Annotated in this window: 17 protein-coding genes; 10 read left to right on the forward strand and 7 right to left on the reverse strand. The window is 31.7% G+C overall.

Annotated elements, in window-relative coordinates; genetic code table 11:
• The first annotated feature begins 201 nt into the window (after positions 1-201).
• Entirely contained in the window at positions 202-1,293 is a 1,092-nt protein-coding gene (locus tag G0Q09_RS09550) for a slipin family protein (RefSeq protein ID WP_219034698.1), read from the forward strand.
• Between the two features lie 17 nt (positions 1,294-1,310).
• Positions 1,311-2,756: an RtcB family protein gene (locus G0Q09_RS09555; RefSeq protein WP_219034699.1), complete on the forward strand. Its 1,446-nt coding sequence runs from the start codon at positions 1,311-1,313 to the stop codon at positions 2,754-2,756.
• A 43-nt stretch (positions 2,757-2,799) separates the two neighbouring features.
• On the opposite strand, the gene hemF is transcribed toward G0Q09_RS09555, so the two are convergent.
• Together hemF and G0Q09_RS09565 are read right to left on the reverse strand one after the other, a co-directional pair.
• The gene (gene hemF, locus G0Q09_RS09560) at positions 2,800-3,702 is read right to left on the reverse strand and encodes an oxygen-dependent coproporphyrinogen oxidase (protein WP_115001274.1); all 903 of its coding nucleotides are present in this window, start codon (positions 3,700-3,702) and stop codon (positions 2,800-2,802) included.
• 57 nt (positions 3,703-3,759) lie between these two features.
• Positions 3,760-4,200, reverse strand: a complete 441-nt coding sequence (locus G0Q09_RS09565; RefSeq protein ID WP_125349044.1) for a hypothetical protein — start codon at positions 4,198-4,200, stop codon at positions 3,760-3,762.
• Between the two features lie 275 nt (positions 4,201-4,475).
• Between G0Q09_RS09565 and G0Q09_RS09570 the strand changes: the two genes are divergently transcribed.
• Complete coding sequence (locus G0Q09_RS09570; RefSeq protein WP_125349043.1) at positions 4,476-5,429, forward strand: isopenicillin N synthase family dioxygenase; 954 nt, start codon at positions 4,476-4,478, stop codon at positions 5,427-5,429.
• A gap of 60 nt (positions 5,430-5,489) precedes the next feature.
• Here the strand turns inward: G0Q09_RS09570 and G0Q09_RS09575 are convergent, their stop codons facing one another.
• The 3 genes from G0Q09_RS09575 to G0Q09_RS09585 form a co-directional block, all read right to left on the reverse strand.
• Positions 5,490-5,936 carry a hypothetical protein gene (locus tag G0Q09_RS09575; protein ID WP_219034700.1) on the reverse strand — a complete coding sequence of 149 codons (447 nt, stop codon included), beginning with the start codon at positions 5,934-5,936 and terminating at the stop codon, positions 5,490-5,492.
• A 117-nt stretch (positions 5,937-6,053) separates the two neighbouring features.
• Complete coding sequence (locus G0Q09_RS09580) at positions 6,054-6,626, reverse strand: hypothetical protein (protein WP_219034701.1); 573 nt, start codon at positions 6,624-6,626, stop codon at positions 6,054-6,056.
• A 463-nt stretch (positions 6,627-7,089) separates the two neighbouring features.
• The gene (locus G0Q09_RS09585; RefSeq protein ID WP_219034702.1) at positions 7,090-8,394 is read right to left on the reverse strand and encodes a M28 family metallopeptidase; all 1,305 of its coding nucleotides are present in this window, start codon (positions 8,392-8,394) and stop codon (positions 7,090-7,092) included.
• Between the two features lie 193 nt (positions 8,395-8,587).
• Between G0Q09_RS09585 and G0Q09_RS09590 the strand changes: the two genes are divergently transcribed.
• The 5 genes from G0Q09_RS09590 (at position 8,588) to G0Q09_RS09610 (ending at position 14,388) form a co-directional block, all read left to right on the forward strand.
• Positions 8,588-9,766 (forward strand): thiolase family protein, encoded by a 1,179-nt coding sequence (locus G0Q09_RS09590; RefSeq protein WP_115001279.1) that lies wholly within the window; start codon positions 8,588-8,590, stop codon positions 9,764-9,766.
• Between the two features lie 157 nt (positions 9,767-9,923).
• Positions 9,924-10,877, forward strand: coding sequence for an acetyl-CoA carboxylase carboxyltransferase subunit alpha (locus tag G0Q09_RS09595; protein ID WP_038334644.1), 954 nt, complete (start codon positions 9,924-9,926; stop codon positions 10,875-10,877).
• 99 nt (positions 10,878-10,976) lie between these two features.
• Positions 10,977-12,536, forward strand: a complete 1,560-nt coding sequence (dnaB, locus tag G0Q09_RS09600; RefSeq protein WP_125349039.1) for a replicative DNA helicase — start codon at positions 10,977-10,979, stop codon at positions 12,534-12,536.
• A 73-nt stretch (positions 12,537-12,609) separates the two neighbouring features.
• Complete coding sequence (locus tag G0Q09_RS09605; RefSeq protein ID WP_125349038.1) at positions 12,610-12,867, forward strand: hypothetical protein; 258 nt, start codon at positions 12,610-12,612, stop codon at positions 12,865-12,867.
• A gap of 147 nt (positions 12,868-13,014) precedes the next feature.
• Positions 13,015-14,388, forward strand: coding sequence for an NAD-dependent succinate-semialdehyde dehydrogenase (locus G0Q09_RS09610; RefSeq protein WP_219034703.1), 1,374 nt, complete (start codon positions 13,015-13,017; stop codon positions 14,386-14,388).
• 61 nt (positions 14,389-14,449) lie between these two features.
• Here G0Q09_RS09610 and G0Q09_RS09615 read toward each other — a convergent pair whose 3' ends face one another.
• Positions 14,450-14,848 (reverse strand): group III truncated hemoglobin, encoded by a 399-nt coding sequence (locus tag G0Q09_RS09615; protein WP_019975256.1) that lies wholly within the window; start codon positions 14,846-14,848, stop codon positions 14,450-14,452.
• A 94-nt stretch (positions 14,849-14,942) separates the two neighbouring features.
• Here G0Q09_RS09615 and rbfA point away from each other — a divergent pair, with 94 nt between their 5' ends.
• Positions 14,943-15,302 (forward strand): 30S ribosome-binding factor RbfA, encoded by a 360-nt coding sequence (gene rbfA, locus G0Q09_RS09620; protein WP_038334637.1) that lies wholly within the window; start codon positions 14,943-14,945, stop codon positions 15,300-15,302.
• On the forward strand, positions 15,302-16,486 hold the full coding sequence (locus G0Q09_RS09625; RefSeq protein ID WP_219034704.1) for an ABC transporter permease: 1,185 nt from the start codon (positions 15,302-15,304) through the stop codon (positions 16,484-16,486). The genes rbfA and G0Q09_RS09625 overlap by 1 nt, the downstream gene beginning before the upstream one ends.
• Positions 16,487-16,540: 54 nt before the next feature.
• Here the strand turns inward: G0Q09_RS09625 and G0Q09_RS09630 are convergent, their stop codons facing one another.
• Complete coding sequence (locus tag G0Q09_RS09630) at positions 16,541-18,367, reverse strand: BamA/TamA family outer membrane protein (RefSeq protein WP_219034705.1); 1,827 nt, start codon at positions 18,365-18,367, stop codon at positions 16,541-16,543.
• Positions 18,368-18,370: the final 3 nt, after the last annotated feature.

An 18,370-nucleotide genomic window follows, 5' to 3' on the forward strand; every position in this document is an offset into this window, starting at 1 on the left:
AAAGAGTTGAGTCTTAATCAGAATATGAGATTATATAGCTCTGAACTCGTTATAGTGTACTCAAACTCTTTTCTCTTCTTTTTATACTACAATTTAAGATTTTCAAATCTAAAGGAACTCGTTTCAGTATCTCATAATAAAGATTCTTCGACAGGCTCAGAATGACAAAAAAAATAGTAAAAACCTATAAAAAATAATAAAATGAAAAAATTAGCAATTAACAACCAAGAAATTGGAATCTATATCAAAAATAACGAAGTAGATAAAATTTACTCAAAAGGAAATTATTGGATTTTCTTTAATAAAAACATCGAAAAATTAAACATCAACGAAATAATTGATGAAAAATTCCACGCAATGATTTTGGAAAATGAAACATTAAAAAATATGGTAGATTTTATCGAAGTATTACATAACGAAGTGTTGATTATTTACAAAAACAATCAAATCTATGATTCTTTTTACAATAAAAACGTGATGATTTGGAAAAATTCGACTCAATTAAAAGCTATAAAATTTGACTTGAATTCTACTGACGAAATTAAGAATTTAACAAAAAGAGAAATTGATATTTTGAGAAAAGCTGGTGCAATTCGTATCATTTCTGTTGCGCCATATTTCGAAGGAATTTTATTTAAAGACAATGAATTTGATTCGGTTTTAAAAGCTGGTGAATACCTATTTTACAACAACGAAGTTAAAATCTCGATGGTATCTTTTGATATGCGTCCGCAAACAATTGAAATTTCGGGACAAGAAATTTTGACGAAAGATAAAGCGCAATTACGAATCAATTTTATGGTAAATTATCAAATTACTGATTTGTTAAACGCTTATCAATCGAACAAAGATTTCGAAAAAATGATTTATCAAGCGATTCAATTAGGTTTGAGAGAATTTATTGGAAACATGAATTTTGATGATTTGATGTCAGATAAAAATTCGGTAACGAATTATATCATTCAAAAATATCAAGCTGAATTCCAAGAAATTGGTCTAAAATTGATTGACGCAGGTATGAAAGACATTATTCTTCCTGGAGAAATAAGAGAAATTATGAACCGTGTTTTGATTGCCGAAAAAACGGCTCAAGCTAATTCGATTACGCGTCGTGAGGAAACTGCTTCAACAAGAAGCTTGTTGAATACAGCAAAATTAATGGAAGAAAACGAAACATTATGGAAATTGAAAGAGATGGAATACATCGAAAAAATTGCTGATAAAGTAGGAGAAATCTCAATTTCTGGTGGGTCGAATGTATTAAATGAACTAAAAACAATGTTTACAAAATAATATTCTAACCAAATTATATGAAAACAACTGAACAACAAAATAAACCAATTAATGGAAATGATTTGATTGCCTTGGGTTATCCTGAGAATGAAATTTTAGGAATTGCCTTAAAAATTAACCGAAAAAGAAATGGTTATACAAAAGCTGAAATGCTTGATAAATATGCGCAAGTTTTTTCTTCGCCACAAGATTTTTTAGAAGATAAAATTTTCAAAACACTTGCAAAAGGTTTTATCGATGGAATTCATTTACCTCAACAAGATGAAAACTTGATTGAATTGAATGAAAATCCAACCGATTTCAAAATTTATGGTGCGGAAAAAATTGAGGACGGCGCTTTAGAACAAATGAAAATCGCAATGAAACTTCCTGTTACCGTTGCTGGCGCGATTATGCCAGATGCACATCAAGGTTATGGTTTACCAATTGGCGGAGTTTTAGCGACAAAAAATGCGATTATTCCTTATGGCGTCGGCGTTGATATTGGATGTAGAATGGCTTTATCGATTTATGATTTACCTGCTTCTCATTATTTTGAACATCACGATTCGTTAAAAGAAACTTTGATAAAAAATACAAAGTTTGGTGCAGGACATGGTTTTCATGGTCAATACAAAGCTGAACATCAGATTTTGGATGATGCAAAATTTGAGACAAATTCATTTATTCAGAATTTAAAAGATAAAGCATGGTCGCAATTAGGTTCTTCTGGTGGCGGAAATCATTTTGTAGAATTTGGTTTGATTGATTTCAAAGAAGATGATGAAAAACTGAACATCAAAAAAGGTTCATATTTGGCTTTATTAACGCATTCTGGATCGAGAGGTTTCGGTGCTACAATCGCTGGACATTATACAAAAATTGCAAAAGAAATTTGTAAACTTCCGTACAAAGCGCAGAATTTGGCTTACTTGGATTTAGATTCAGCCGAAGGTCAAGAATATTGGATTGCAATGAATTTGGCTGGTGAATACGCTTCAGCTTGCCACGAAATTATTCATCAAAAAATTGCAAAATCTATCGGTGCTGAAGTTTTAGCGAAAGTAGAAAATCATCATAATTTTGCTTGGAAAGAAATTTACAATGGCGAAGAAGTAATTGTCCATCGAAAAGGTGCAACGCCAGCTTCTAAAGATATAATGGGAATTATTCCAGGTTCTATGACTGCGCCAGGATTTTTGGTTCGAGGAAAAGGTGAAGAAAATTCGATTAATTCTGCTTCTCATGGTGCTGGTCGTCAAATGAGCCGAACACAAGCGATTAAATCATTATCTCAAAATAAGATAAACGATTATTTGAATGATTTTGGAATTACACTAATTGGAGGCGGAAAAGATGAAGCGCCGATGGCGTATAAAGATATTCACGAAGTAATGGCTGCACAACAAGATCTGGTTGATGTTGTGGCTACTTTTACACCTAAAATGGTCAGAATGGCAGATGACGGATCGAGAGAAGATTAAAAAAATGCCTGAACAAATGTTCAGGCATTTTATATTTTATTGATTAAATCCAATCTTTTGGATGTTTCAAAACATCGACTAATTTATATTCTTCCGAACCTTCTTCTGGTTGGTGATTATAGTGCCATTGTACATGTTTTGGCAAACTCATCAAAATAGATTCTATTCGTCCATTTGTTTTCAAACCAAATAAAGTTCCTCTATCATGAATTAGATTAAATTCCACATAACGACCTCTTCTAATTTCTTGCCATTCCTTTTGTTCATCAGAAAATTCATCATTTTTGTGCTTTTCAACAATCGGAATATACGCTTCTAAAAATGAGTTTCCTACTTCCGTTACAAAATCATACCATTGTTCAACTGTTTTTTCTGAAGTTGGTTTCAAGTAATCAAAAAACAAACCTCCTATTCCACGGGCTTCTTCACGATGAGTATTCCAAAAATATTTATCACATTCCTCTTTATACTTCGGATAAAAAGCCACATCATGCGCATCACAACTTTTTTTACAGATTGTATGCCAATGCATCACATCTTCTTCATCCAAATAATACGGTGTTAAATCTTGACCTCCTCCAAACCATTGATCGACAATATTTCCATCTTTATCATACATTTCGAAATATCTCCAATTTGCATGAGTCGTCGGAATATGTGGACTTGTTGGATGAATAACCAAACTCAATCCACAAGCAAAAAATTTACCTGACGAAACATTTAACGCTTTTTGCATTGTTTCTGGTAATTCTCCATAAACTTTTGAAATATTAACGCCAGCTTTCTCAAAAACAGCTCCGTCAGTTAAAACACATGAAAGACCTCCGCCGCCTTCTTCGCGTTCCCAACTATCTCTTAAAAATTTAGCTTTACCATCAACTTGTTCAAGTTTAGTAATAATTTTATTTTGTAAGTCTTGTATATATTGAAAAAATTGATCTTTCATCATAAATATTTTTGCAAATATAGAATGATTGATAACGATTAGAAAGAAGATTAATAATTAACTTCTCACAAATGCATATTGAAATGGAACTTTTATAGTGGTTTTTATAAATTTCCCTTCATTATTCTTTGCTGGAATAATTTTATATTTACCTCCTTTAATTCTCTCATTTAATCTAAATAAAGACTTTTCTAAGATATCTTTCGTATCCTCACTTCCTTCAAAATCAGAAATAGAAATTACACCATTTTCATCAAAAGTAAAATTGAATTCAGCTTTAAGAAGATAATTTGTAATTAAGTTTCTCGACCTTAATTCCGTACTTACCATTTTATAAAAATCTTTTCTAAAATTTTGTTTAAAACATTTATTCAACTCCTCATTTCCCTTCTGTTCAACTTTTTTACAACTTAGATATATCAAAGGAGTTTTTATAGACTCTTGTGAAAACAACATTATGCTAATACAAACAAAAAATACAAATAAATATTTCTTCATATTCTTAAAATTAATTCATATTATTTAAAACAACTATTATTAATAACTATTTATAATGTAATTTTAATAAATTATATTTATCAAGATAGAAATTATCAAAACCTATGTTTAAAATCATATTTTACTTATAATTAATATTTTAAACAATTAGAACCATTTAAACGACTTAGTTTTGCATCAAACCAACAGTTGATTAAAAAAGTTATTAACAATATTATTCACAAAAGAAATCTTTCTATACCTTTGCTGAAGAAATTTTATAAAACAAAATATAAATGTCACAAAACGGAATTCCATCGGTTAATTTAGCAGACTTTTTATCTGATGATCCTGCAAGAAAACAAAAATTTGTCAACGAAATTGGTAAAGCATACGAAGAAATAGGATTCGTTGCTTTGAAAGGACATTTTTTATCTGACGAATTAGTTGAAAATTTATATAAAAGCGTTCGCGAATTTTACGCTTTACCTACAGAAACAAAACAAAGTTATGTAGTTGAAGGAATTGGTGGTCAACGCGGTTATACAGCTTTCGGTAACGAACATGCAAAAGGTAGAACTGTTGGTGACTTGAAAGAATTTTGGCATTTTGGACAGTATTTATCTGAAGAAGATAAAGCGAAATACAACTATCCAGAAAATGTTGATGTAAATGAAGTTCCAGGTTTTAACACTTATGGTGAAGAAACATACAAACAATTAGAAAAAACAGGAGTTTACGTTTTACGTGCTTTGGCTTTATTCTTAGGTTTAGACGAGTTTTACTTTGATGATAAAGTAAAAAACGGAAACTCTATTTTGAGAGCAATTCACTATCCTCCTATCACAGAAGAGCCTAAAGATGCAGTTCGTGCTGGTGCCCACGGTGATATTAACCTGATTACATTGTTAATGGGAGCGCAAGGTCGTGGATTACAAGTGCAACGTCACGATGGAACTTGGGTTGATGCTATTGCTGCTGACGACGAATTGGTGATTAATGTTGGTGATATGTTATCTCGTCACACAAACAACAGATTAAAATCAACAATTCACCAAGTGGTTAATCCAGAGAAAGAATTATGGGGAACATCTCGTTTTTCTATTCCATTCTTTATGCATCCAGTTTCTGAAATGGACTTATCTGTTTTAGAAGATTGTGTAACAGAAGAAAATCCAAAACAATTTGAAGATATTACAGCTGGGGATTTCTTAACTCAGCGTTTAAGAGAAATTGGTTTAATTAAATAAGCCATATTTAATCTATTATTTCATAAAAAAGAGAGTTGATTTTGTCAACTCTCTTTTCATTTACATGCCTCTTACATACATGTTGTAGTTAAAAATATCCAAACACAACAAAGTGTATTTATAATCATTTTTATTGATATTCACTTCCAAAACTGGATCCGAATTATAAAATCTAATTTTTAGATTATCATTCTTATCCAATAATAAATAAATGGATGAAATCGTTGGTCGAATATCATTCATCCAATTCCTCAAAGATTCTTTTGAATCTTTAATCAACTCAAATTTTTGAAAATATTCTTGAAAAAAATTCTCTAAACGTTGCACTTGTGTCAAACGATCCAATTCGCGATATAAATCAATAAAAACGCATAATTTTTCGCGCTTTGGACAAACACACGGATACGGATGTTCGCCATTATAAAGCCATCTTTGCCACTTTTTACAAGACGTTTGTTCTATTGCTTTCTCAAATTCATCTTCGTATTTTAAAAGCCACCAATTCATACGGCAAATCCGTAAATTACCTTTTGATAACTGCAAAAGCTCGTCTATATAAGCGCTAACGTTTAACATCAATTAAAAATTTGAGTCTTGCTAATTTACAATTTTTCTGATTGAATTTTAATGTTTTAAGAATAATTTTTCAAATTTTAGAATCTTAAATTGCTCATCAAATAAAACGTTATAAAAGAACATTTTTTCCTTCATCGTTTTATTTTTCATTTGCACATTTCGAACTGGAATTAAGACATTAAATTGAAATTTTCTATCTTTTTCGAAGTGATTAACAGCCGCATAATAAATCAAATTGTACCACGAATCAATTGGTGCATAAATCCCATAAAAGTCTGGGTATAGCGCATCTGATTCATCTTTGTAAACATTGGAAATCGAATAATTATCAATCTCAAATTTCGAAACACATTTGTAGGTTGTTAACTTAGAACAAATTGAAGTGTCTTGTACATATTTTACCGAATCCAATTTCAGTCCAAATTCGTCCATTTTATAATCTTCAAACTTATTAATTGTAGGATCTACCACAATTTTTTTGTTCGGAAATTCTAAACTTTGTTTTTGGATATCTTGTAAAATAGTATCGTATATTTTAGTTCGAATTTGATTTGGGTTAACATTTTGCGCATCAACAAATAACACAATATGTAAGGAAAAAACCAATAAAAAAAGTCTCATTTTGGCGTTTTTGGTTTAAAATTTGTTTAAATTTATGAAGTCTTTACGATTCAAAATCAAATTTAGTTGAAAAGATTGCAAATCTTATCATTTCATCATATTTTCGTAAACAAATAGTTAAAAAGGTGTTAAAGTACGTTTTCACGTAATTACATATTAACTATTATTGTTTATTTTTAATGAGTTAATATAAAGATCAATATCCGACAACAAAAATTTGTTATAAATATTTTCTATAACTATTATAAATAAAATCTTTTACAATTTCTCCAAATAAGACATAAAAGTTAGACATTTGCAGTGTCAAATAATTTATTCATAGATAGTAAGACAAAGAGTAACAACGAGTATAACGAAATTGATTTATGAAGTTTGGAATTACTCGCACTCTTTTTACTTTTTAGAGTTTTTTATAGTAGTTTAGGTTGGTTAGTAATCCGTTCACTTTGAACGGATTATTTTTTTATAGCTTATCAATAAAAGCTTTCAACAAATTATATACTTTTTCAGAGGAACTCAAATCCAAACTTTCAGCTGTATCATTGGGATCATGATAAAAACCTTTTCCTCCTAATGTGTAAATAAAAAACGACGGAACACCTTTCAAATAAAACGGACAATGATCGGAATTACACGATTCTCCTCGAATTTTAACTTCTTTTAGATAATTATTTGTTTGATTTAATTCAACTAATTTTTCAAATTGATTTTTAAAAACTTTACCATTCACAACTTGAATCCCTTGATCGCCTGCTCCCATAATATCTAAATTTACCAGAAATTTGATTTGATTCAATGGAAAAAGTGGATGATTGACATAATAATCTGCACCTAAAATTCCCGCTTCTTCACCAGCAAAAGTCATAAAAACCGTTCTGTAATTAGGTTGATGTTTCGAATAATGCTTCATCAGTGTCATCATCATCGCTGTTCCGCTCGCATTATCACTCGCTCCAGGAAAAATAGTTTGTCCAACTTTACCTAAATGATCATAATGAGCCGAAATCACGACAACACTATCATTGTTCTTTCCGTCAATGTAACCAATTATATTATTTGCTTTGAATGAATTATTTAATTCTGAATCAATAAAATAATCGTTTATTTTTAAATTTTTAGAATAAAATTTATCCGAAATAATAAATTCTGAAATAGAAGATTGTCGTTGACTAAGACTTGAAGTCAATTTATCTGATGTAAATCTAAAAATCGCTCGATTTTTATTTTCATTTTTCTCATAAATATTCGCCCATTGTTTGTAATATTTCTGAATAGAATCTACAGAAGTCACTAAAGGCGGCAAAATAATATGTTTTCCTTTTTGCGATTCATCATCTTTCACAATAAAATCCCTCGTTTTATCTTTCGACTGAAAAGATTCCACATAGGCTTTTGTGTCAAAAATATAAAAAGGTGAATTGGTTTTCGAAATTGATTTAGAACTTGGCTTTACAATAAAATCAATTCCATATTTTAATTCTTTTCCATTAATTTTCAGTTTTGCATCTTTGATAATATTAATCGGAAAAGTAAATGTTTGATTATAACGATTAGAAAAAGACTTCAATCCATTTTTTTGAAATTCGTTTTGTAAATAAATTCCAGCATTTGTCATTCCATTTTCTACATAACCTCTACCAGCAAACGAATTTGACGTAAGCGAATCTAAAATTGATTTAAAATATTTTTGATCAAAGGTTTGCGCATTTCCGATTGTAATTGCAAAACACGAAATCAAACCAAATAATATCATTTTTATCTTCAGCATTTTAATCATTTTATTCTTCAAAAAATATTCTATTCTAAGATAATTATCATTTTAACAAAAAAAATCAATTATCTGTATTAAGTCAATAACAAATTTAAAAAATCTTTAAAAAGTAAATCAAATTAATACTACTATAAATTTTATATCTTGCATTATTAAGTTATCATAATAAAAACAACAAATCACAAATTAAATGAAAGAAGTCGTAATAGTTTCAGCTGTTCGTACAGCAATGGGATCTTTTTTGGGAAGTTTATCTAACGTTCCAGCTACAGATTTAGGCGCAACAGCTATTAAAGGAGCTTTAGATAAAATCAACTTAGATGGATCTTTGGTTGATGAAGTATATATGGGAAATGTATTGCAAGCTGGTGAAGGACAAGCACCTGCTAAGCAAGCAATGATAAAAGCAGGTTTACCAAATACAATTCCTGCAACAACGGTAAACAAAGTTTGTGCTTCTGGTATGAAAGCTGTAATGTTTGCTACACAAGCGATTCGTTTAGGTGACGCAGATGTTGTAGTTGCTGGAGGAATGGAAAACATGTCGATGGTTCCTTTTTATTCGCCAAATGCAAGAACTGGAAATAAATACGGAAATACTGTTTTGTTAGATGGAATTGTGAACGATGGTTTACAAGATTACTACAGCAAAGAAATGATGGGACTTTTCGGAGATACTTGTGCAACTGAGTTCAATATTTCTCGTGAAGAGCAAGATGAGTTTGCGATTAATTCTTACAAAAAATCTGCTGCTGCTTGGGCTGCTGGAAAATTTGACAACGAAGTTGTTCCTGTAGAAATTCCTCAACGCAAAGGAGAACCAGTTATTTTTAAAGAAGACGAAGAATATAAAAATGTAAACTTTGATAAAGTTCCAGGTTTGCGCGCTGTTTTCTCTAAAGACGGAACTGTAACTGCTGCAAATGCTTCTACAATTAATGATGGAGCTTCTGCTTTAGTATTAATGTCTTTAGATAAAGCAAACGAATTAGGATTAAAACCTCTTGCAAAAGTTATTGCTTATGCTGATGCTTCTCAAGAACCTTCAAAATTTACAACTGCACCAGCTAAAGCGGTTGAAAAATTATTGAAAAAAGCAAATATGACAGCTGCTGATGTTGATTTCTGGGAATTTAACGAAGCGTTTTCAGTTGTTGGAATTGCAAATACTAAATTATTAAACCTTGATGCTTCTAAAGTCAATGTAAATGGTGGTGCGGTTTCTATTGGTCATCCACTTGGAAATTCTGGATCAAGAATTTTGGTTACATTATTAAATGTTTTAGAGCAAAACGGAGGAAAAATTGGTGGTGCAGCTATCTGTAATGGTGGCGGTGGAGCATCTGCAATGATTATCGAAAAAATCTAATTTTAGATCAAATACACGATGAAAGCGTCTAATCTGTAGACGCTTTTTTATCTTTTGAAATTAAAATACTTGTAAAAAATCTGAAAAACATTCGACATTTATTATAATTGGCTTAAAAACCTTTTCTATATTTGTTGGATTGAACAAACACTTTTGTATGGAATATTTAGAATTTGAACAACCTATCAAAGATTTAGAAGAACAGTTACAAAGCTGTCAAATCGTCGGCGAAGGAAGCGGTGTTAACATCAAACAGGCTTGCGTTGAAATTGAAATTGCAATTGAAAATAAAAAGAAGGAAATCTATGGTAATTTAACGCCATGGCAACGTGTACAATTGTCTCGTCATCCTTCTCGCCCTTATACTTTAGACTACGCTTACGCGATCACAGATAACACGTTTATCGAAATTCACGGAGATAGAACTTTTGCTGATGATAAAGCAATGGTTGGTGGTATGGGAAAAATCAATGGTCAAACTTTTATGATTATTGGTCAACAAAAAGGGAAAAATACCAAAGAAAGACAATATCGTCGTTTCGGAATGTCTAATCCAGATGGTTACCGCAAAGCTTTACGATTGATGAAGTTAGCAGAAAAGTTTAATATTCCTGTCTTGACTTTAGTCGACACTCCTGGTGCATATCCTGGTTTAGAAGCTGAAGAAAGAGGTCAAGGAGAAGCTATTGCTAAAAACATCTACGAAATGTTGAAACTTACAGTTCCTATCATTACAATTGTAATTGGTGAAGGAGCTTCAGGTGGAGCATTAGGAATTGGAGTTGGAAACAAAGTTTTCATGTTAGAAAACACTTGGTATTCTGTAATTTCACCAGAAAACTGTTCTACAATTTTATGGAGAAGTTGGGATTACAAAGAGCAAGCTGCTTCGCAAATGAAATTAACTGGTCCTGATATGTTAGAATTAGGATTAATTGAAGATATCATTCAAGAACCACTTGGTGGAGCACACTACAAACCAGAAGTTGCATACACAAACTTGAAAAATAAAGTTTTAGATACTTACAACGAATTGAAAAAACTTTCTCCAAAAGAATTACAACAACAACGTCAAGAACGCTACATTAAATTCGGAGAATTTTCAGGATAAAATATTGTTTTACAATAATACTTATTGTAGAATATACGATTTTAAAACGAGATATAAAATTAGTTATATCTCGTTTTTTTATTTAATTTTGGAACTCTTATGGAACAAGCAAATTATAATCCCGAAATACCAGCTAACAAGCACAATGTCATTGGTTTAGAGAAAGGTAAACTTCCTCCTCAAGCTGTTGATTTAGAGCAAGCTGTACTTGGCGCGATGATGATTGATAAAAAAGGGTTGGATGAAGTCATAGACATTCTTACGCCGCAAGTTTTTTATCGTCCAGAGCATCAGGCGATTTATGCTGTCATTCAAAAATTATTTAACGATTCAGAACCAATTGATTTATTAACGGTTTCGAATGAGTTGAAAAGTGAAGGCAAATTAGATCGTGTTGGCGGTGATTATTATTTGATTCAATTAACGCAAAAAGTTTCTTCTTCTGCACACGTGGAGTATTATGCTCGTGTCATTCAAGAAAAATATATTCTTCGTCGTTTAATTGAAATTTCGAATCAAGTCATTGAAAAATCATACGATGATACTGCCGATGTATTTGATTTACTGGATTATTCTGAATCGAAATTATTCGAAATTACAGAAGGTGGAATCAAGCGTAGTTATTCGGAAGCAAGAGATTTAGTTACAGAAGCGATTGACAAAATTAAAGCCCAATCTACCAAAGAAGGAATGTCTGGTTTATCTTCTGGATTTACAGAAATTGATAAAATTACTTCGGGTTGGCAAGAATCGGATTTGATTATCTTAGCCGCTCGTCCTGGTATGGGGAAAACCGCTTTTATCCTTTCGATGGCGAAAAATATGACGGTGGACAAAAATATTCCAGTTGCTGTTTTTTCATTAGAGATGTCTTCTGTTCAGTTGATTACGCGTATGATTTCGGGTGAAACTGGAATTTCGGGTGAAAAATTGCGTAAAGCAAAATTAGCCGATCACGAATGGAAACAATTATATACAAAAGTAAAAGGTCTTGAAAATGCACCGCTTTACATTGACGATACGCCTGCCCTTTCTATCTTCGATTTAAGAGCAAAAGCGCGTCGTTTGGTTTCTCAACATGGTGTAAAAATGATTTTGATTGACTACTTACAGTTAATGACTGCTGGTGGAAAAGCAAATGGAAACCGTGAGCAAGAAATTTCGATGATTTCGCGCTCCTTAAAAGCAATCGCAAAAGAGTTAAGTATTCCTGTTATTGCACTTTCGCAGTTATCTCGTTCGGTAGAAACTCGTGGAGGAAGCAAGCGTCCATTATTATCGGATTTACGTGAATCTGGAGCGATTGAGCAAGATGCCGATATCGTTTCGTTTATTTATCGTCCCGAATATTATAAGTTAGAATATTGGGATGATGAAAGTGAACCTTGCGCTGGTCAAGCCGAATTTATCATTGCTAAACACCGTAATGGTGCGTTAGAAAATGTGCGTCTACGATTCATTAATGAGCAAGCTAAATTTACCGATTTAGAAACTTCATTTGGTGGAGATTTCGAAATTCAAAGCTCGATGAATGATGGTTCTCAAGAAATGGGAAGTACCATGAATTTATCTGCTATCGATCCTTCTGATGCTTTTGGAGATTTCGGCGGAGAATTCACAAGTTCGATGAACAACGACGACGATAATTTACCGTTTTAAAAGAATGATTTTATTTTGAACGAATTGTTCTATTAAGATTTGATAATTTTAATCAATCATAAATATTTACTTTATGAAAAAGAATCTAGAATTTATTGCAGAACTTTATGGTTGGATTCAAATCTTTATATCACCCTTTATTATTGGCTTCATAATTGGATTGTTGATTTATTTTCAAAATAAATCAATTTCTAATTTAATTATTGGTTCTATCTTCATTCTAACAGGATTAATATTAGGAATTATTTTAGCAAATAAAAAAATGAAAAGTAAAAACGGAACAATTTGGTTTTTATCACGAACAAATTCAGCAACTGATTTAGATAAATAATCATTCTTCTAATTTCTATTGTTCATTTATACTTACTTTATTGTTCAAACCTTCTAAAATCTCATCAACTATCAGTTTTATTTATCCTAAAAGTTTTGTTAGGAACGAGAATTGCTACAACTTTGTATACATTAAATAAAGAGTGAAATGGCAAGTTCAATCAGAACATTAAATCCTGCTACAGGTAAAATCGAAAAAGAATTTCAAGCCTACACAAGCGAAGAAATCAATCAATATATAGACGACGCAAACGAATTATATCAAACATGGCGATTCGAATCTTTCGAAGAAAGAAAAGCTGTAATGAAACGTGTCGCAAACGAAATGCGTAAGCAAAAAGCTCGATTAGCTGCTTTGATTACAACAGAAATGGGAAAACCATTGTATGAGAGCGAAATCGAAATTGATTATAGTGCAAATATCATCGAATATTATGCTGATAATGCAGAAGAATTCTTGGCAAATGTTCCTATACAAACAGAAAAAGGTGACGCTTATGTGGTTTCAGAACCTATTGGTGTGTTGTTAGGTGTTATGCCTTGGAATTTCCCTTTTTCTCAAATTGCACGTTTTGCTGGGCCTCACATTATGGCTGGTAACACAGTTGTTTTGAAAACGGCTTCTAATATTCCGCAATGTGGAATCGCTTTCGAAGAAATGTTTACTGCTGCTGGCGCTCCAAAAGGTTTGTACAAAAACTTATTGATGTCAGGAAAAGACACAGATTCGATTATTAATAATCCAAAAATTGTTGGTGTATCTTTAACTGGTTCAGAAGCTGCTGGTGCAGAGGTTGCAAGTATCGCTGGTAAAAATGTAAAACCTTCGGTTTTAGAACTTGGTGGTTCTGATCCAATGATCGTTTTGAATGATGCGGATATCGAAAAAGTGATGAACGGAACCATTAACGGTCGTTTACGTAATGCTGGACAAGCTTGTACTTCTTCGAAACGTATTATAGTACAAGAAGGTATTTACGATGAATATTTGAAAAAAATTACGGACTATATAAACGGAATGAAAGTTGGCGACCCTACACATGCTGACACCAATATGGGACCTGTAAGTTCGGAAAGTGCATTAGAAAAATTATTGGATCAAATTAATGATTCAGCGAATAAAGGAGCAACAATTGTTTCGGGAGGAAAACGTATTGATCGTGATGGGTTCTTTTTACAACCAACAATTTTAACAGATTTAAAACCTGGAATGAAGGCCTATGACGAAGAAGTTTTTGGACCTGTAGTTTGTATTTGGAAAGTGAAGGATGTAGAAGAAGCAATCAAAATTGCGAATGATACGCCTTACGGATTAGGTGCTTCTATTTATACAGAAGATGTTCCGAATGCGGAGAAAATCGCTCGTAGAATAGATTCGGGAATGGTTTACGTAAACAAACAAGTTTCTTCAAGCCCAGATTTACCTTTCGGTGGTGTGAAACATTCGGGTTACGGACGCGAACTTTCTAAAGCTGGAATTATGGAGTTTATCAATAAAAAATTAATCATGATTGCGAAATAATTTTTCAATCATTAATCAAATTATACAAAAAAAATGCAACTTTTATGAAGCTGCATTTTTTTTATTGAATAAACCCTTGTTTTTGTTCCATTTGGTCAATTTTGAAAAGAATTAAATCACGCATAATTTTTGCTCTATTTTTTGCTTCATTTGCTATTTCTCCTTCAAATTTTTCGTCAATTATTCCGTACCACAATTCAATCCAACGCTCGAAATGATGCGGTTTTAATTTCTCTTTCTGACTCAAAACCAAATGTGTTCGCATTGGCCAACCTTCAAAAGTTGCTTTTCCTAATAAAACAGTTTCCCAAAACTGAATCATATGCGGCAAATGTTCGTCCCAATTTACCTTTGCAACTTCCGAAAAAAAGTAACCAATGACATCATCTTTTTGCACTTTATCGTAAAACGTATTTACCAATAAAGCAACATCTTCTGAAGTTTCGATATCTTTTTTCATTAAAACAAATTTACAAAGAACTTAATTCAATTCATCAATGTTTTTAATCACGAAAAAATGCAGTAATTTTACAGTCTCATAAAAATGAATAAAATTGGATAGCAATAGACAACAAAAAGTAAGTAAATTATTTCAAGAAGAATTAGCAGAAGCTTTTAGAAAATGGGCTGTAAAGGAATTCCCTGGAAATTTGATTAGTGTTACAGAAGTAAAAGTAACACCAGATTTAAGCGTTTCTAAAATCTATGTAAGTATTTTTCCAAGTACTCAAAAAGACGAAATTTTTAAAGAAATTAGAGTTAATACACCATTATTTAGAGGAATTTTATCAAAAAGTGCTTCTAAACAAATGCGTATTACACCAGAATTAATTTTCATTTTAGATAATTCGTTAGACGAAATGGATAAAATCGACAAAGCGCTAAGAGGAGAAGGAAATAATCCAATCTTATAATGAGAAACATTTCACTTTACATTGCGAAACGCTACATTTTTTCGAAAACGAATACAAACGCCGTAAACATTATTACATCGATTGCTGTTGGTGCTATTCTGGTTGCTACAGCGGCTTTATTTATTATTTTATCCGTTTTTTCGGGATTAGAAAAAATGAATTTAAAGTATTATAGCAATGTAAATCCTGAAATTAAAATATCACCTTCGAAAGGAAAAGTATTGGACAGTTTAACTTTTGTTGTGGATCAATTAAAGCAACAAAAAGATGTCAAAGCTTTTTCTAAAATCATCGAAGAAAAAGTCTACATCGATTACAAAGGAAAGCAAGATATTGCCTATTTGAAAGGTGTTGACGAAAATTTCACCAAAATTACACGTTTAGATACGGTAATTTATGGTGGACAATATTTAGACTTTAATCGCGATGATAATTTTATTGTTTCGAATGGAATTGCAGAGCGTTTGCAACTTTATATCGATCCGATAACGCCAGCAGATTTGATGATGCCAAAAGCTGGAACAGGTCTAATAAAACAAGAAAGCGATGCTTTTACACGCAAAGATGCGTACAGTGTTGGCGTGTTTATTTTGAACGAACAATACGACAAACACATATTTACAACTTTAGGTTTGGCGCAAGAATTATTGTTGTTAAACGAAAATCAATGTTATTCGATTGAGGTAAAAACGACTGGAAAAAAATCGTTTAACGAAGTAAAAATTCAACTTCAAAAAATATTAGGTTCTCATTATAAAATCGAAACCAGACAAGATTTAGATTCAGCTTTCTTAAAAGTAATGAATATGGAAAACTTAATCAGTTACTTGATTTTTACGTTAGTCATTATCATTGCATGTTTCAATTTGGCAGGAACAATTATTATCTTGATTTTGGATAAAAAGAAAGAAATTCAGACGATGTATAGTTTTGGATTATCACGAAAAAATATTCGTAATATTTTCTTCCAAACTGGTTTTATTATCACCTTTATTGCGATGACAACAGGTTTATTAATCGCCTCTGTTATTGGATTATTACAAATAGATTTTGGTTTGGTTATGGCTTCGCCAACTGTTCCGTTTCCATTTATCTTTTCTGTCGAAAACTTTGTTGCAGTTATTGTAACTGTTTTAGGTTTGGGAAGCTTGGTTTCGTGGATCGTTTCCAGACAAGTGAAATAAAAAATATTAAGACATAAAAAAAGCTTGAAGAAATCTTCAAGCTTTTTTTATACTTTAATCCCACCTATTCCAACGAATATAATTTGGTTTTGAGAAGTCGAAATCCATAATTTGGAAATCTCTATTATCTAATAAATTTGTCTTGATTAGATTATCACCTTGTCCAGGAATTGAAGGATAATACGACAATGAAAAACGAATATTATTAAACACAAAATAATCATTTGTCAACATCACACCCAAACTAAAACGCGAATAAATTGGGTTATTATTCAGTATAAATTTTTTGTTATCTCCAATTGCCGCAACCATCGCATTGAAAAATGGCGAAATACGAAATCCTAAAAACTCGTAAGGCGTATAAGATTGCAATTGATACTCGAACATTAATTTCTGTTGACCTGTTAATCCTCTATCCGATTTGAAACCTGCCATTCCCAAATAATCATGTTCATGAAGCGAAAGTTGATCCGCAGGAGAATCTAAAAGATCATGTCCCAAAAGATAATTAGTTTTCATGAAGTTTCTGAACTTCCATTTTCCCCAATTTATCAACTTTGCCATATATTGTAATTCTACAGACAGCGTTTTTTGTTCAAATTTTCCTTTATTAAAAAATCCTCCAAACTCAACTCCAAATCCCCAAAAACCGGTATTTAAAAAACCTCCAGCAGAAGCTTTTCCGCCAAGATAATAACGATCAGTTTGACGAATATTTTGAATTCCTCCTATAATGCCCAATGATTTCCCTATCGCAATATCTTCTTCAATATCATAATTGAAAATATATTTTGTTTTGATATATCGTTTTGAAGAAATTCCTATCCCTACTAAATAATTCGTTTGGTCAGAAAAAAAGTTCACAGGATCGTTTTCTGGAGTTGGTGTTTCGGTATAAGATCGATCATAAAATCGCCCTGAAACAATAAAATTGGTAATATTTTCTGAATGACCATCATCAATTCTAAACGCTCTTGCCAACCAATAATCTTGGTAATTATATTTGAAATGGTTATCAACCAAAATAGGTTTTTCGAAATCTAATGAATCTTTAAAATACACTTGTCCAACCGAAACTCCACCTGCATAATGTGCTAATGGCGAATAAAAAGGTCGTACAAAACTGATTGATTTTGTATAATGATTATCTTCATTTTTGAAATAACGTACATTCCCAATAATTCGAGTTTGGGCAATATTTGGAACCGTATAATTAAATTGATATAAGGAATTTTCTGTTTTGTAATTGTGACGATAACGATTATCAAACACATGTCCTAAACCTAAAAAATTTCGCTCTCTAACTAGAATCCCAGCTTTCGAACTCGAAACCGAACCTGTAATAAACATACTCCAAGAGTCAATTGAATTGACATATAAATCAACCGAATCATTCCCGACAGCTTCTTCCTTAATCTCTACTCGACGAATAGAACGATTGGTACGTATTAAACGCTCAGATTCAGCTGCTTTTACAGAATCATATTTATCTCCTAGTTTCAGCAACATATTTTGACGCAACACAAATTGCTTAGATTTCCCATGTAGTGTATTTCCAGTTCTTTCAATCCATTTTGTCGGTTTTCTTGTCGTGTCCTGCAAAGAATATCCGAAAGGGTCTTGTGTTTTGTAGTAAATATTTCGAATAATTTTTCCTTGATATTTTCCATCACCTACATTATTATTGGGCTGAATAGGAAAACTCGTTGGTTTTTTCTTGAATAATAATTTTTGGTAAAACTTTCTAAACTTAGAATGATTTTTATTCTCAATTCTAACTGTATCAATTTTGACACTATCTTCTTGAGCATTAACAACTATGGATAAACTAAAAAATAGTAATCCAAAAAAAGTTAATAATATAGTTCTTTTTTTAAGCACACG

This window comes from Empedobacter falsenii, assembly GCF_019308355.1.
Lineage (GTDB): Bacteria > Bacteroidota > Bacteroidia > Flavobacteriales > Weeksellaceae > Empedobacter > Empedobacter falsenii_B.

Bases quoted from the DNA above. Each gene is read 5' to 3' on its own strand.
- G0Q09_RS09585 (WP_219034702.1), bottom strand. From the start codon at position 8,394: ATGCTGAAGATAAAAATGATATTATTTGGTTTGATTTCGTGTTTTGCA.
- G0Q09_RS09615 (WP_019975256.1), bottom strand. From the start codon at position 14,848: ATGAAAAAAGATATCGAAACTTCAGAAGATGTTGCTTTATTGGTAAAT.
- G0Q09_RS09555 (WP_219034699.1), top strand. From the start codon at position 1,311: ATGAAAACAACTGAACAACAAAATAAACCAATTAATGGAAATGATTTG.
- G0Q09_RS09580 (WP_219034701.1), bottom strand. From the start codon at position 6,626: ATGAGACTTTTTTTATTGGTTTTTTCCTTACATATTGTGTTATTTGTT.
- G0Q09_RS09575 (WP_219034700.1), bottom strand. From the start codon at position 5,936: ATGAATTGGTGGCTTTTAAAATACGAAGATGAATTTGAGAAAGCAATA.
- G0Q09_RS09550 (WP_219034698.1), top strand. From the start codon at position 202: ATGAAAAAATTAGCAATTAACAACCAAGAAATTGGAATCTATATCAAA.
- hemF (WP_115001274.1), bottom strand. From the start codon at position 3,702: ATGAAAGATCAATTTTTTCAATATATACAAGACTTACAAAATAAAATT.
- G0Q09_RS09595 (WP_038334644.1), top strand. From the start codon at position 9,924: ATGGAATATTTAGAATTTGAACAACCTATCAAAGATTTAGAAGAACAG.
- G0Q09_RS09610 (WP_219034703.1), top strand. From the start codon at position 13,015: ATGGCAAGTTCAATCAGAACATTAAATCCTGCTACAGGTAAAATCGAA.
- dnaB (WP_125349039.1), top strand. From the start codon at position 10,977: ATGGAACAAGCAAATTATAATCCCGAAATACCAGCTAACAAGCACAAT.
- G0Q09_RS09625 (WP_219034704.1), top strand. From the start codon at position 15,302: ATGAGAAACATTTCACTTTACATTGCGAAACGCTACATTTTTTCGAAA.
- G0Q09_RS09605 (WP_125349038.1), top strand. From the start codon at position 12,610: ATGAAAAAGAATCTAGAATTTATTGCAGAACTTTATGGTTGGATTCAA.
- G0Q09_RS09570 (WP_125349043.1), top strand. From the start codon at position 4,476: ATGTCACAAAACGGAATTCCATCGGTTAATTTAGCAGACTTTTTATCT.
- G0Q09_RS09590 (WP_115001279.1), top strand. From the start codon at position 8,588: ATGAAAGAAGTCGTAATAGTTTCAGCTGTTCGTACAGCAATGGGATCT.
- G0Q09_RS09565 (WP_125349044.1), bottom strand. From the start codon at position 4,200: ATGAAGAAATATTTATTTGTATTTTTTGTTTGTATTAGCATAATGTTG.